The organism is Dactylosporangium siamense, assembly GCF_016862795.1.
Taxonomy (GTDB): domain Bacteria; phylum Actinomycetota; class Actinomycetes; order Mycobacteriales; family Micromonosporaceae; genus Dactylosporangium; species Dactylosporangium siamense.
This window is the reverse complement of record NZ_BONQ01000184.1, coordinates 24,261-38,823: the sequence shown is the minus strand read 5'-3', so window position 1 is coordinate 38,823 and position 14,563 is coordinate 24,261. Positions and strand designations below refer to the sequence as shown.

The following is a 14,563-nucleotide window of genomic DNA, read 5'->3' as shown; positions in this document are numbered from 1 at the left end:
CCAAGACCTCCATACGCGATCCCTACGCGTCTTGACGGTACCCATATGCGTGGGCCGGTCACGGCTGGAACCGGTACCCCATGCCCGGCTCGGTGAGCAGGTGCCGCGGCCTGCCCGGGTCGTCCTCGAGCTTGCGCCGCAGCTGGGCGACGAACTGGCGCAGGTAGTGCGCCTCGTTGACGTACGTGGGGCCCCAGACGTGCCGCAGCAGCTCCCGCTGGCTGATCAGCCGGCCCGGGTTGTGCACCAGCAGCTCCAGCAACCGCCATTCGGTGCGGGTCAGGTGCTGGCGCCCGGCGTCGTCGCTCCGGGCGTCATGGGTCGCCAGATCGACGGTGTACCGGCCGATGCGGACCTGGACCGGTTCGCCGGTGCCGCCGTGCCGGCGGCTGACCGCCCGCAGCCGGGCGAGCAGCTCGTCGACGTTGAACGGTTTGGTGACGTAGTCGTCGGCGCCGGCGTCCAGGGCGTCGATCTTGTCGGTGCTGCTGCGGCGCCCGGACAGCACGATGACGGGAACGGGGGTCCAGGCGCGCAGCGCCCGGATGACCTGGACGCCGTCGATGTCGGGCAGGCCGAGGTCGAGCACGACGACGTCGGGATGTTCGGTCTCGACGGCGGCGATGGCCTGCGTGCCGTCGGCGGCGGAGACGACGTCGTAGTGGCGGGCCTGCAGGTTGATCCGCAGGGCGCGCAGGATCTGCGGTTCGTCGTCGACGATGAGGACGCGGGTCATGCCGTCCCCTCCGCTGCGCTCCGGTGCCGGCCTGACTGACACTGCTGCACCCCTGATGACCGGCCCGAGGCGCTCCGCTGGCCGGTCATGCCGTCCCCTCCGCCGTGCTGTGGTCCGTGCTGTGGTCCGTGTGGAACTCGTCGAGCCGTTTGAGCAGCACCGGATCGGCGTTCTCGTCGGGGGACGGCGGGCGCCGGTGCTCGTCGAGTTCCACGGTGCGCAGGATGAGGGTCATGGTGAGGCCGCCGCCGGGAGTGTTCTCCGGTTCGAGCCGCCCACCCATGGCCTCGGCGAGTCCGCGGGACAGGGCGAGGCCGAGGCCGACGCCGGTGGTGTTGTCGCGGTCGCCGAGACGCTGGAACGGCTGGAAGATCCGGTCCCGGTCGGCGGCGGGCACACCGGGGCCGTGATCGACGACGCGGACCTCGACGAGGCCGGCGTGTTCGCTGACGCTGATCAGCGGCGGCTGCTCGGCGGGGCTGTACCGCAGGGCGTTGGCGAGGATGTTGACGAGGATGCGTTCCAGCAGGGTCGGGTCGGCGTACACCTCGGGCAGTTCGTCCGGGATGCTCACGCGCACGCCGGCGGCGGTGTCGCCGAGGTCGTCGATGCTGCGGGGCACCGCCTCACCCACGCTGATCGGCTGTGGGTTCATGCCGAGCGCCCCGGCCTGCAGGCGGCTCATGTCGAGGAGGTTCTCGACCAGACGGTTGAGCTTGTCCAGGGACTCCTCGGCGGTGGCCAGCAACTCCGCCTGGTCGTCGGCGGAGAAGTCGACGTCGGGGCTGCGGAGGCTGCCGACGGCGGCCTTGGCGGAGGCGAGTGGGGTGCGCAGGTCGTGGCTGACCGCGGACAGCAGCGCGGTGCGCAGCTTGTCGACCTCGGCGAGGGACCCGGCCGCGGCGGCCTGCTCCGACAGCCGTTGCTGGCGCAGCGCGATGGCGGCGTGCGCGGCGAACGCCTCGATGAGGCGGCGGTCCGCCGCGGCGAGGGTCGGGCCGCGCAGGACGAGGGACAGGTCGTCGTCGATCGGGACCTCGGTCTGTCCGTCGGCGGGGGACGTGCACGGCTGGCCGCCGACGGTCGCGGCGATCTGCCAGGTGTCGGCTTCTGCGCGCGGCTCGGAGTCGTCGGTGCGGCGTTGCAGCAGGGTGACGCTGGTCAGGCCGAACGACTCGCGGACCCGTTCGAGCAGGGCGGGCAGCGGCCGGTCGCCGTGCAGGACGCTGCCGGCGAGCGTGGACAGGGTCTGTGCCTCGGCGCTGGCCCTCGCCGCCTCCCGGGTCCGTCTGGCCGCGAGGTCGACGACCGTGGACACGGCGACGGCGACCAGGACGAACGCCAGGAGCGCGAACAGGTTCTCCCGTTCGGCGACGGTGAACCGGTGCAGCGGCGGCGTGAAGTAGTAGTTGAGCAGCAGGAAACTGCCGACGGCGCCGAGCAGCGCCGGCCACAGCCCGCCGACGAGGGCGACGGCGACGGTCAGGATCAGGAAGGCAAGGATGTCGCTGGGCAGCGAGATGTCCGCCTGCACCGCGTTGAGCCCGACCGTCAGCAGCGGCAGCCCGAGCACGGCGAGCGCGACCCCCGCCAGCCGCCGGCCCAGGGTGAGCCCGCCGCCGGTCGCGATGCGGAGCCGGCCGCGCCTGACCTGCTCATGGGTGACCAGGTGGACGTCGATGGAGCCGGACTCGGCGGTGGCGGTCACCCCGACGCCGGGGGACAGGAGCTGCGCGAGCCGGTTGCGGCGGCTGGCGCCGAGGACGAGCTGGGTGGCGTTGACGCCGCGGGCGAAGTCGAGCAGCGCGGCCGGGATGTCGTTGCCGACGACCTGGTGGTAGGTGCCGCCGAGGGTCTCCACCAGGACCCGTTGCCGGGAGAGGTTCGCCGGATCGGCGCCGGCGAGCCCGTCGCCGCGGATGACATGCACCGCGAGGAGGTCGGCGGCCTTGGTGCGGGCGGCGACCCGGGCGGCCCGCCGGATCAGGGTGTCGCCCTCGGGGCCGCCGGTGAGGGCGACGACGACCCGTTCGCGGGTCTCCCAGGTGGCCTCGATGCCGTGCTGGGCCCGGTACCGGTCGAGCTGGTCGTCGACCTTGTCGGCGAGCCACAGCAGCGCCAGCTCGCGCAGGGCGGTGAGGTTGCCGACGCGGAAGTAGTTGCCCAGGGCGGCGTTGACCTTCTCGGCCCGGTAGATGTTGCCGTGCGCCATGCGCCGGCGCAGCGCCTCGGGGGTCATGTCGACGAGCTCGATCTGTTCGGCGCGGCGGACGACGGCGTCGGGGACGGTCTCGCGCTGCGGCACGCCGGTGATCTGCTCGACCACGTCGTTGAGTGACTCGAGGTGCTGGATGTTGACGGTGGTGAGCACCGTGACGCCGGCTTCGAGGAGCTCCTCGATGTCGTGGAACCGTTTGGCATGGCGGCTGCCGGGGACGTTGGTGTGCGCGAGCTCGTCGACGACGACGACCTCGGGACGGCGGGCCAGGACCGCGTCGAGGTCCATCTCGGTGAACTCCGCGCCCCGGTAGGTCATCGGCTTGCGCGCGACGATCTCCAGGCCGGAGAGCATCGCCTCGGTGAACGGCCGGCCGTGCGTCTCGACGAACCCGACGACGACGTCGGTGCCGCGCTGCTGGCGGCGGCGACCTTCTTCGAGCATCTTGTAGGTCTTGCCGACGCCGGGCGCGGCGCCGAGGTAGACCCGCAGTTGTCCGCGCGCCATTGTCGCACCGTACTTTCTGCGAAGGCCGGCCCGCCGCCGGCTGGGCGGCGGGCCGGCGCGGGTCAGCCGCGGACCGGGTGCGCGGCGTCGAGGGCCAGGTTCAGCTGCAGGACGTTGACGCCGGGTTCGCCGACGAATCCGAGGACCCGCCCGGTGGTGTACTTGTCGACGAGCTTCTGTGCGTCGGCCGGCGACATGCCGCGGGCGCCCGCGACCCGGTTCACCTGCAGCCGCGCGTAGGCGACGCTGATGTGCGGATCGAGGCCGCTACCGCTGGCGGTGACCGCGTCGGCGGGCACCACCGGGTGTGCCGGGGCGTCGCCGCGGATCGGCGTGACGACGCCCTTACTGTAATCCCCGTCCGGCGTGGCGAGCTCGACCTTGACCCCGTCGTAGGTGGCGACGAACGGTTCGGCCGGGGCCGTCTCGTTGAGGCTGACGACCCGGGTCACCGGGCCGGTCGCGCCGTCGCGGTGGAACACGGCGAGGACCGCGCCGACCCCGCCCGGCGTGCAGTACGGCCGGCCGCCGTCGACGCCCTCGACCTCGCCGATCGCCCTGCTGCGGGCGCAGACCTGGGTGAGGAGACTGGGCTTGTCCGCGGTGTCCACCACGTTCTCGGGCCCGAGGTTGCTGGCCGACGTCGAAGTGGGGTCGTAGCCGTCGCCGGCGGCGGACGGGCGGGACTGGAAGTACTGCTTGAGCGGCTTGCCGTCGGCGTCGGTGAAGGACTGCCCGATGAGGCGGCTGCCGACGGTCCTGCCGTCCCTGTCGATGAAGGAGCCGTCGGCCCGGCCGGACAGGCCAGGTAGCTGACCGATCCCGACCATGAGCAGCGGGTACACGATCCCGAGCAGGACGGTGAGGACGATCAGGGCGCGGAACGCGGCGAGGTGCTGGCTGAGCCAGGCTGGCAGGCGCATCAGGAGATCCCCGGGATGAACTGGATGATGAGGTCGATGAGCTTGATGCCGATGAACGGCACGATGACGCCGCCCGCGCCGTAGACGAGCAGGTTGCGCCGCAGCATCGACGCGGCGGAGCCGGGCCGGTACTGCACCCCGCGCAGCGCGAGGGGAATGAGGGCGACGATGACGATCGCGTTGAAGATGACCGCGGACAGGATCGCCGAGGTCGGCGAGTCGAGGCGCATGATGTTGAGCTTGTCCAGGCCCGGGTAGATCGCGGCGAACATGGCCGGGATGATCGCGAAGTACTTGGCGATGTCGTTGGCGATCGAGAACGTGGTGAGCGCTCCCCGGGTGATCAGCAGCTGCTTGCCGATCTCGACGATCTCGATGAGCTTCGTCGGGTCGGAGTCGAGGTCGACCATGTTGCCGGCCTCTTTGGCGGCGCTGGTGCCGGTGTTCATCGCCACGCCGACGTCGGCCTGGGCGAGGGCGGGGGCGTCGTTGGTGCCGTCGCCGGTCATCGCGACGAGCTTGCCGCCCTCCTGCTCGCGCTTGATGAGGGCCATCTTGTCTTCCGGGGTGGCCTCGGCGAGGAAGTCGTCGACGCCGGCCTCCTTCGCGATGGCCGCCGCCGTCAACGGGTTGTCACCGGTGATCATGACGGTGCGGATGCCCATCCGGCGCATCTCGTCGAAGCGTTCCCGCATGCCCTGCTTGACGACGTCCTTCAGGTGGATGACGCCGAGGGCGCGGGCCGGTCCGGTGCCGACGCGTTCGGCGACGACGAGCGGGGTGCCGCCCGCTGCGGAGATGGCGTCGACGATCTCACCGACGTCGCTGGTGGGGTGACCGCCGTGGTCACGGACCCACTTCATGACCGCGATGGCGGCGCCCTTGCGGACCTGCCGGCCGCCGACGTCGACGCCGGACATCCGGGTCTGCGCGGTGAACGGCACCCAGGTCGCGCCGCCGAGCTCGCCCGGGGTGCGTTCCCGCAGGCCGTGCACGGTCTTCGCGTAGACCACGATGCTGCGACCCTCGGGGGTCTCGTCGGCGAGGCTGGACAGCTGCGCGGCGTCGGCCAGTTCCGCGGGGGTCACGCCGTCGACGGTGAGGAACTCGCCGGCCTGCCGGTTGCCGAGGGTGATGGTGCCGGTCTTGTCCAGCAGCAGCGTGTTGACGTCGCCGGCGGCCTCGACGGCCCGCCCGGACATGGCCAGGACGTTGCGTTGCACGAGGCGGTCCATGCCGGCGATGCCGATCGCCGACAGCAGCGCCCCGATCGTGGTCGGGATCAGGCACACCAGCAGCGACACCAGGACGATGCCGGTGACGCCGTCGCCGTTCAGCGCGAGGCTGTCCGGTGCGAACGCCTGCACGCCCTTGGAGTAGATGGCCAGGGGCTGCAGCGTCGCGACGGCGAGCAGGAAGATGATCGTCAGCGACGCGAGGAGGATGTTGAGGGCGATCTCGTTCGGCGTCTTCTGCCGGTTGGCGCCTTCCACAAGGGCGATCATCCGGTCGATGAAGCTCTCGCCCGGCCTCTGCGTGATCTTCACGACGATCCGGTCGGACAGCACCTTGGTGCCGCCGGTGACGGCACTGCGGTCGCCGCCGGACTCGCGGATGACGGGCGCGGACTCGCCGGTGATCGCGGACTCGTCGACGGAAGCGATGCCCTCGATGACGTCGCCGTCGCCGGGGATCACCTGGCCGGCCTCGACCACGACGATGTCACCGAGCTGCAGGGCCGCGGCCGGCACCTGTTCCTCGACCCGGTCGGTCCCGACCAGGCGCCGGGCGAGGGTGTCGGTCTTGGCCCGGCGCAGCGTCTCCGCCTGAGCCTTGCCACGGCCCTCGGCGACGGCCTCGGCGAGGTTGGCGAACACGACGGTCAGCCACAGCCAGGCGGTGATCAGCCAGGCGAACACGCTCGGGTGCAGGACCGCGAGGACGGTGGTGAAGACCGAGCCGATCTCCACGATGAACATGACCGGGTTGCGCCACAGCGTGCCCGGGTTGAGCTTGCGCAGCGCGTCCGGGGTGGACTTCCACAACTGCCCGGGGTCGAGCAGCCCACCGGCGACGCGACGTTGCGACAGTGCGTTCGGGGTGGTCATCGGACACCTTCCGCGAGCGGGCCAAGGGCGAGGGCCGGCAGGTAGGTGAGCAGGACCACGACGACCGTGACCGCGACGACCATGCCGATGAACAGGGGTTGGTACGTCCGCAGCGTCCCGGCCGACTGCGGCACCGGCGCCTGGCGGGCGAGAGAGCCCGCGAGACCGAGGACCAGGATGATCGGCAGGAACCGGCCGAGCAGCATGCACAGCCCGAGGGCCGTGTTGTAGAACGTCGTGTTGACGCTGATGCCGGCGAACGCGGAGCCGTTGTTGTTCGACGCCGACGTGAACGCGTACAGCACCTCGGACAGGCCGTGCGCGCCCGGGTTGGCCATCGACGACCGTGCGGTCGCCGAGCCCATCGCGATCGCGGTGCCGACCAGGACGAGCGCCGGTGTGGTCAGCAGGTACAGCGACGCGAACTTGATCTCCCTGGAACCGATCTTCTTGCCCAGGTACTCAGGGGTCCGCCCGACCATGAGCCCCGCGACGAAGACGGTGATGACGGCGAGGATGAGCATGCCGTACAGCCCGGATCCGACACCGCCGGGCGCCACCTCGCCGAGCATCATGTTCAGCATGGTGATCATGCCGCCGAGCGACGTGTAGGAGTCGTGGAACGAGTTGACCGCACCCGTCGACGTGAGCGTGGTGATCGCGCCGAAGGTCGCGGACTGCGACACGCCGAAGCGGGTCTCGGTGCCCTCCGTGGCGGCGCCGACGGCGGTGGGGACCGTCCCGCCGTGCGCGAGCTGCAGGGCGTTGATCGCGATGACGCTGCCGATCGCGAGGATCGCCATGATGCCCGCGATGGCGAGGCCCTGCCGCTTGTCGCCGACCATCCGGCCGAACACCCGGGGGAGGCTGAACGGGATGAACAGGATGAGGAACAGTTGCAGCCAGTTGGTCCATCCGGTCGGGTTCTCGAACGGGTGGGCGCTGTTGGCGTTGTAGAACCCGCCGCCGTTGGTGCCGAGTTCCTTGATGACCTCCTGGCTGGCCACCGGGCCGCCGGTGATGCTCTGGCCGGCACCGGCGAGGGTGGTGACGTCGGTGCCGCCGCTGAGGTTCTGCACCACGCCGCCGGCGATGAGGAGGGTCGCGCCGATCACCGCGACCGGCAGCAGGATCCGCACGCAGATACGGACCAGGTCGACCCAGAAGTTGCCGACCTCGGTGGTCTTCGACCGGGCGAACCCGCGCACCAGGGCGACCGCGACGGCGATGCCGACCGCGGCGGAGGTGAAGTTCTGCACCGCCAGACCGGCCATCTGCACCAGATGGCCCATGGTCGACTCGCCGGAGTACGACTGCCAGTTGGTGTTCGTCACGAAGCTGACGGCCGTGTTCCACGCCTGGTCCGGTGCGACCGGGTCGAAGCCCAGCGACAGCCACAGGTGGTTCTGCACCCGTTGGAACAGGTACAGCAGCAGGATCGAGATGGCGGAGAACGCCAGGACGCTGCGGGCGTAGACGCCCCAGGACTGCTCGCCGCCGGGGTTCACCCCGACGGCCCGGTAGACGAGGCGCTCGGCGCGGGAGTGCCGGTCGGAGGTCACCGTCCGGTACATGTAGTCGCCGAAGGGCTTGTACACCAGCACCAGGGCGATGAGCAGCGAGGCGATGAAGGTGACGCCCGCTTCTGCGGAGCTCATCAGAACTTCTCCGGGAAGAGTAGGGCGGTCACCAGGAACGCCGTGAGGGCGATCGCGAGGATGAGACCGACGAGATTCTCGGCGTTCACAGCCGCTCCACCGCCCGCACCGCAAGGCCGAGGATCGCGAACGCCGCGATCGTCAGCAGCACGAACCACAGGTCAGCCACGAGGGATCTCCTCCTTGTAGGGATCAACGGCCCGGCCGCCGGATCGCCGGCCGGTCGTGTCCGTTCGAGCCGGACCATCGGTCCTGCCCGGCCGGTAGGCAGCCATGCCGCCCTCATCACGTCCCTGCCTCGAACGGCCGTTCCAGACGGCCGACGTCCGGCCGCCCCCGAAGTGAAGACCCGCGGCCCCGCCCTGCCCAGGGGCGTTGATGAAATCCATACGCCGGCGGTCCGGTCTTGACGGTTCCTTAACGCCGGTCCACCCGGCGCCCGTCCGCGCCCGTCATGGGGCGAAGCGTTGCGATCGACCTTGCTCAACGTCCGGCTGATGTCCGCTCACCGATAGGTCGGGCGTACCTGACGATTCGCTGCATCGCACCAGGGACGTTCGGGCAAACGATCGTCAGCTATGGCAACGAATGCGTCTGCGGTCGCCATGAGGCCTTCCGCCGCCTTGCGGTGGATGCTTGACTGGCGCGACGGTGACTGGCTAGGTATGGAGGGAACGTCGCGTGGAACCCGTGACCTTGGATCCTCGCTCCAAGGCAGGTGATCGGCAACCGTCAGTAACGGCGAGGACCGGGCATCCGAGCGATGACAATGACAGCCGCCTCGAGGCGGTGCCGGATGCACTGCCGGACGATTACCGACCGCGGGAGCTCCTTCCGGATTCACCGGCCCCCGAGCCCGAAGGCGTCGTGCTGCTCGCGATCATTGCGTGGTCAACCGTGGTGGGCCTGGTATTTGTCGCCGCGGCAACCCGCGGCGCGCTCCTGGTGTTCTTCGGCGGTCCGAAGTGGTATCGCGAGGTATACGTGGCGCTGTGCGTCGGCGTCACCCTCAGTGTCGCCGGATCCTTCATGCTGTCGTATCGGCCGCACGCCCGGTGGATCATGTTGGCGCTGGCGTCGTGCCTTGCCGCCGTGCTGCTGGTATTCACCGCGAAGGCAGTGTGAGGGTGACGTCCTCGCGCAGGTATTTCATCGGATGCGGCACAACTCGATACTCTGCCCAATCAGGCTTCGAGGACCGCCCGGAACTGGCCGACGAGGTCCGGCGCATCGCCGAGCTGTTCACCAGATACCTGCCGTATCAGCTCGTGCCCGGCTTCGGGCCCGATCTGTCGCGGGCCGAACTGACGCAGCAACTCAGCCGGTTCTTGACCTCGCCGGAACGGCGCGACGACGACATCGTCGTTTTCTACTACACCGGCCACGGCCAGGCGGACAATCGGGATCTCATTCTGCCGTTCCCAGAGACCAGCGCCGATCTGTCCCGCACCGGCGTCTGGGCCAGCGAGCTGACGAACTGGCTCATCCGGGGCACCGTGGTCCAGCGATTCCTGGTCATCTTGGACACCTGCTTCGCGGCGGCTGCGACGCACGAGGTCAGCAGGGGAGCACTGGACTATCTGGACTCACTCGGCGGCATGGCGGGCAACCCCAGCATCGCGCTCCTGGCCGCCGCACGGCCGCACGAGAACGCGGCGTCGGGCGCCTTCAGCCAGGCCCTCGACGCGGCCGTGCGGCACCGTGCCAGCGGCGGACACGAGCCACGGTATCTCGCCCTCAACACGGTCTACGACATCGCCCGCCACCAGCTGCCGAAATGGCAGCGCGCCCGGATCTTCCAGGCCGACGACGGCGACAACGTCACCGAGTTCCTCCCGAACCCCCGCTACAGCCAGATGTTTCACGGCCTGAACCTGCGGACCCAACGCGACCACGAGCAGCAGGAGGCGCGGCGAGCGGAGTTCGAGAGTCACGTGCTGCCCAGGGCGCAGGGTCTCGACGTGGCGATGGACGGGATCTGGCTGTTCACCGGCCGTCGCAAGGCGTTGGAGGCGTGTGCGGCATGGCTGCGCAAACCCCACCACGCCAACCGGCCCGCAGCGCTGGTCGTGACGGGTGACCCGGGCTCCGGAAAGTCGGCGCTCCTGTCCCGCCTCTATGTCCTGAGCGACCGCCGTCTCCGCAGCCGGATCCCCGCGGCGTACGACAGCGCCGAGATGGACCTGCCGAGGGAGAAGCTGGCCAGGTTCATCCACGCCCGTGGGCAGACCGCCAGCCAGCTGTTCGACGCGGTGTGCGAGGCGTTTCAGGTCGACTACGCCAACGACGTGAGCGACCTGCTGTCGGCGATCTCGGCCCGCGAGGACGACGTCACCGTCGTGATCGATGCGCTGGATGAGGCATCGGACGTCGAGAGCGTGTTGAAAGACGTCGTCCAGCCGCTGCTGCGCGGCGCGGCGCAGACCAACGCGAGGTTCCTGATCGGCACCCGCCGGCATCTGGTCGACCGCCTCGGCAAGAGTCTGGTGACCCTCGACCTCGACGACGAGACCTACGCCGACCACGAGAGCGTGCGGCTCTACTCACGCAGGTGTCTCATCGAGCTCAACCCCGCGAGTCCCTACACGACCGTTGCCGAGAAGGTCGTCAGCAGCGTCGCGGATGCCATCGCCGAGTCCGCCGGCAACTCCTTCCTGGTGTCGCTGATCACGGCACGGAGTCTGGCACTGCGCGACTACGCGGTGGATCCGGGCGACACCCAATGGCGTCGCTCGCTGCCACGGTTCGCTGCCGACGCAATGCGACGGGACCTGGAGGACCGGCTCGGCGACGAGGCGCAGAAGGCCCGCGACCTGTTGCTCCCATTGGCATACGCCGAGGGTGCGGGAATGCCCTGGGAAGACATCTGGGCGCCGCTGGCCAGCACCTTGAGCGGGACGAAGTACACCGACAGTGACCTCGACTGGCTCGTTGAGCACGCTGGCTACTACGTGATCGAGGCGTTGTCGAACCAGCGGTCCGTGTATCGGCTCTACCATGAGGCTCTCGCCTCCTACCTGCGTTCGAAACATGCCAACCGATCCGTTCAGCAGGCAATCTTCGAGTTCTTCGACGCGCACTCCAAGGACGCGTCCGAACGAGTTTCCGGCTGGTCCGCCGCGCACCCCTACGTCCATGCGAACCTGGCGATTCATGCCGCGGCATCGGGCAACCTCGACGGACTGCTCATGGATCCGCTGTTCCTCGTCGCGGCGGATCGGAACCGGCTGCTCGCCGTATGCGACCGTGCCGCCACGAGCGCGGGTCTGGCGGCCGGGCGAGCCTATCGTGAGGCGGTCTACCAGTTCGGTGATCCGGCGATCGAAAGCCGCTTGAGCTATCTGGAGCTCGCGGCGTTGCAGTACGGGGCGACGGAACTGGCGCAACAGGTCGCGGCCCAGCACGTCGATCGTCCGTGGCAGACCAGATGGGCGATCTGGACGCCGCCGCACCCTCATCGGATTCTCGGTCGGCCGGTCGAGGAGGTGACCGCGATCGCCGTCGGCAGCGGGAGCCCCGCCGACGTGGTGCTGAGTGGCACCTCGGCCGGCTCGGTGCACTCCTGGAATCCGTTGAAGAACCCTGCCCTGATGTCGACCCGCCGGCTCGGGAAGACCACGGTCCAGGTGCTCGACGTAGTCGATTTCGCCAAGCGCGACCTCCTGGTGATCGCGTACCGGAGCGGACGGATCATCGTCAGGAGCCTCGCGGATCTCAGTGCCATCAGGCGTATCCGGCGCGCATCGGTGAACGGCTGCCACGGCTTTGTGTCCTTGCGGGTCGGGCACCGTCTCATCGCTGCCGCCGCGGTCGGCAAAGCGCTGCTGATCTATGACCTGCGCGACAAAGGATCGGGCCGCCCGAAACGCATCCGGGTGATGCAACCTGAGCCGCGACCGAGGTTCGTCGACGACGAGTTCGGCCGGTTCTCATGGTTCGATCGCGTGCGCGGGTTCGTCAAATGGTGCTGGCGGCGGGCGGTACCCGACCGTGACTTCGTGCATGAGTCAGCGATCACCGCGGTCGTCGTGATGTCGCTGGACAGCAAGACGCTGTTCGTCACGGGCACCGCGGACGGTCGTCTCTACGTCTGGAACGCGGCCAGCGGGCGTCTGCATCGGGACCGCAATGCTCATGGGACGGCGATCACCAGCCTGGCCGTCTCGGACGACGGAGCAAGCCCGATCCTCACCTCAGGCGCGGTGGACGGCGAAGTCATGAACTGGCGCGTCGAGGAGCGGGGAAACACGGTCCAGCTGCATTCGGAGCATTCTCCGCGGTTGGCCCACGGAGGCGCGGTCACCGCCATGACCTCGCTCCAGGTCGGTCTTGAGAGCATCGTGGTCACCGGCGGCGCGGATGGTCTGGTACGCCCGTGGAACGTGCCTTCCATGCGACCGCTCGGTCCGGCCTGGCGCGGCCATACTGGTCCGGTCAATGCCCTGAAGCCGGTGGTCATCGAGCAGCGGGCGCTGATCGCCAGTGGCGCCGACGACGGAAGCGTCCGGTTGTGGGACCTCGAGGCGCGGCCGCCGGCCGCCGATGCCTGGCAAGGGCACACCCGCGCCGTCGTCGATATGATGCCGGTCGAGGTGGAGGGGCGAATCGTCCTGGTGACCGCCAGCCGCGACGGCATCATCCGCGTGTTCGACGGGACGTCGGGAGGGCTGCTGCGCAGCTGGTTCGCCCATTCCGGGGGAGTCGCCTGCATGGTCCTGGGCAAGCGCACCGGTCTACCGGTCGCGATCACCGCGGGCGTCCACAGCGGCGTGCGGATCTGGGACCTCTCGACCGGTGACATCGTCGGCGAGCCCTACAGCCTGGCGAACCGCCGGGTCACCGCGCTCGGCGCCGGATACACGCTCGACGGAGGCTTCGGCTGCGCCGGCGACTCGGACGGCCTGCTGTGCACCTGGAGTCTCGAGAACAGCCAACTGATCGCGCAGACCGTCGACCCGAGCGAGTCCCCGATCACCGCGGTGTACGCCCAACACGGCCCGAACGCCCGGGCGGTCCTCGTCGGAAACCGTTCGGGTCGCGTCGTGCGATACACGAATGAGCTTCTGGCGTCGACCGCCTCGGACAGTGTCATCGGCAACGGGCCCGTCAGGGAGCTGGGTGTGCACAGCACGGCGGACGCCCACACCATCATCGCGGTCGTGGGCGAGGACCTGGCCCTGTGGAAACTGCCCGACAACGAGGTGGTGGTCCGTTCGGTGCCCGGTGTGACGTGCGCCCTGATCACTCCCGACGCGTACGTGTATCTCGGCTACGACAACGGCGTCGTCGCGCGGTGGGACGTCCGGTTGGCCAAGTTCTCAGGTTCGCGGACGTCGCCCGTGGGTGGCCGCATCGATGCGATCTCCGCCTTCGACGCCGGCGCCGGGCTCATCCTCGCCGCCGCCAATGAGGACGCGTCGATGGAGGTCTGGCGGCTGGCCGAACGTCCGACCACGGCGCCGCCGCCCGCGCAGCTCAAGGGCGGCGTGCAGGCGGTCAAGGCCCTCTCCATCAAGGGTGAGCAGATGGTGGCGACCGTCGGGGAGTTCGGGCACGTCGTCTTCCGCCGGGTCGCCGACGGAGCGCAGGCCGCCAATGCCTGGGCGGGACACGACGGCTGGATCAGGTCCCTCGTGATCGGAGTCTCGAACGACACGACGTTCGCCGTGACCGGTGGCGAGGACGGTGAGGTCCGGGTGTGGGACACGAACCGCTCGCTCTGCGTCAGGCAGTACTACCGCAGCGAGGTCGCACCGCAGTCCTCGGTCGGATTCGCCGTTGTCGACAACAAGCGGATCGTCATCTCCCCGTCCCCGGTCCGCCCTTCGTCCTGGTGGGGGATCGAGATGTACGACGTCGAGGCGTGGAACATCGAAGGTGCGCCGCAGCGGCTGGGAAAACCCTGGCGGAGGCATCGGGGCCGGGTGACGGTGATCGCGACGGCCGTGACGGGCAAGAAGGTGATCGCCTTCACCGCGGGCCTGGACTCGCTTGCCTGCTGGTGGAACGTCCGCACCGGCCGGCTGCTGGGCTCGTTCCGGTTCCGCGACCCGGTGACCTGCCTGGTGGTCAACGAGTCCGGCAACAAGATCTACTTCGGCAGCGGCAACACGCTGTTCTCCCGCCCGATCGATGCGTCCGCGCGGCGCGGCGGTCAGATGCAGAAGGCGCACGTGTTCGACGGACTCATCACGGCCGTCGCGATCGATCAGGCGAGCGGCACGGTCGCGGTCGGACTGCAGAACACGATCGTCGTGGTTGATCAAGCCTGGAAGGAACTGTATCGAATCGAACTGAACTCGCCGGTCGCCTCCCTCGAGTTCGTCGATCGCACCACGCTGGCCGCGGGCTGCGCGGCAGGCGTTGTCACATTTTCGCTGAGCTGACGCCGTCGCGTCGAGCCATTGCCAGGC

At 69.4% G+C, this 14,563-nt stretch carries 9 protein-coding genes; 2 read left to right on the top strand and 7 right to left on the bottom strand.

Features of this window, described 5'->3' with window-relative positions:
• Positions 1 to 58 precede the first annotated feature (58 nt).
• The 7 genes from Dsi01nite_RS53490 to Dsi01nite_RS53460 all read right to left on the bottom strand — a co-directional run bounded on the left by Dsi01nite_RS53490 (position 59) and on the right by Dsi01nite_RS53460 (position 8,397).
• Complete coding sequence (locus Dsi01nite_RS53490) at positions 59 to 736, bottom strand: response regulator (RefSeq protein WP_203854225.1); 678 nt, start codon at positions 734 to 736, stop codon at positions 59 to 61.
• Positions 737 to 821: 85 nt separating this feature from the next.
• The gene (locus tag Dsi01nite_RS53485; RefSeq protein ID WP_203854224.1) at positions 822 to 3,461 is read right to left on the bottom strand and encodes a sensor histidine kinase; all 2,640 of its coding nucleotides are present in this window, start codon (positions 3,459 to 3,461) and stop codon (positions 822 to 824) included.
• Positions 3,462 to 3,523: 62 nt separating this feature from the next.
• Positions 3,524 to 4,384, bottom strand: coding sequence for a potassium-transporting ATPase subunit C (locus tag Dsi01nite_RS53480; RefSeq protein WP_203854223.1), 861 nt, complete (start codon positions 4,382 to 4,384; stop codon positions 3,524 to 3,526).
• Complete coding sequence (gene kdpB / locus Dsi01nite_RS53475; protein ID WP_203854222.1) at positions 4,384 to 6,492, bottom strand: potassium-transporting ATPase subunit KdpB; 2,109 nt, start codon at positions 6,490 to 6,492, stop codon at positions 4,384 to 4,386. The genes Dsi01nite_RS53480 and kdpB overlap by 1 nt, the downstream gene beginning before the upstream one ends.
• Positions 6,489 to 8,150 (bottom strand): potassium-transporting ATPase subunit KdpA, encoded by a 1,662-nt coding sequence (kdpA, locus tag Dsi01nite_RS53470; protein WP_203854221.1) that lies wholly within the window; start codon positions 8,148 to 8,150, stop codon positions 6,489 to 6,491. Before kdpA ends, kdpB begins: the two co-directional genes overlap by 4 nt.
• Positions 8,150 to 8,239 carry a K(+)-transporting ATPase subunit F gene (kdpF, locus tag Dsi01nite_RS53465; RefSeq protein WP_203854220.1) on the bottom strand — a complete coding sequence of 30 codons (90 nt, stop codon included), beginning with the start codon at positions 8,237 to 8,239 and terminating at the stop codon, positions 8,150 to 8,152. Before kdpF ends, kdpA begins: the two co-directional genes overlap by 1 nt.
• Entirely contained in the window at positions 8,236 to 8,397 is a 162-nt protein-coding gene (locus Dsi01nite_RS53460; RefSeq protein ID WP_203854219.1) for a hypothetical protein, read from the bottom strand. Before Dsi01nite_RS53460 ends, kdpF begins: the two co-directional genes overlap by 4 nt.
• Before the next feature lie 434 nt (positions 8,398 to 8,831).
• Here Dsi01nite_RS53460 and Dsi01nite_RS53455 point away from each other — a divergent pair, with 434 nt between their 5' ends.
• Together Dsi01nite_RS53455 and Dsi01nite_RS53450 are read left to right on the top strand one after the other, a co-directional pair.
• On the top strand, positions 8,832 to 9,275 hold the full coding sequence (locus Dsi01nite_RS53455; RefSeq protein WP_203854218.1) for a hypothetical protein: 444 nt from the start codon (positions 8,832 to 8,834) through the stop codon (positions 9,273 to 9,275).
• On the top strand, positions 9,206 to 14,536 hold the full coding sequence (locus tag Dsi01nite_RS53450; RefSeq protein ID WP_203854217.1) for an AAA family ATPase: 5,331 nt from the start codon (positions 9,206 to 9,208) through the stop codon (positions 14,534 to 14,536). The genes Dsi01nite_RS53455 and Dsi01nite_RS53450 overlap by 70 nt, the downstream gene beginning before the upstream one ends.
• Positions 14,537 to 14,563: the final 27 nt, after the last annotated feature.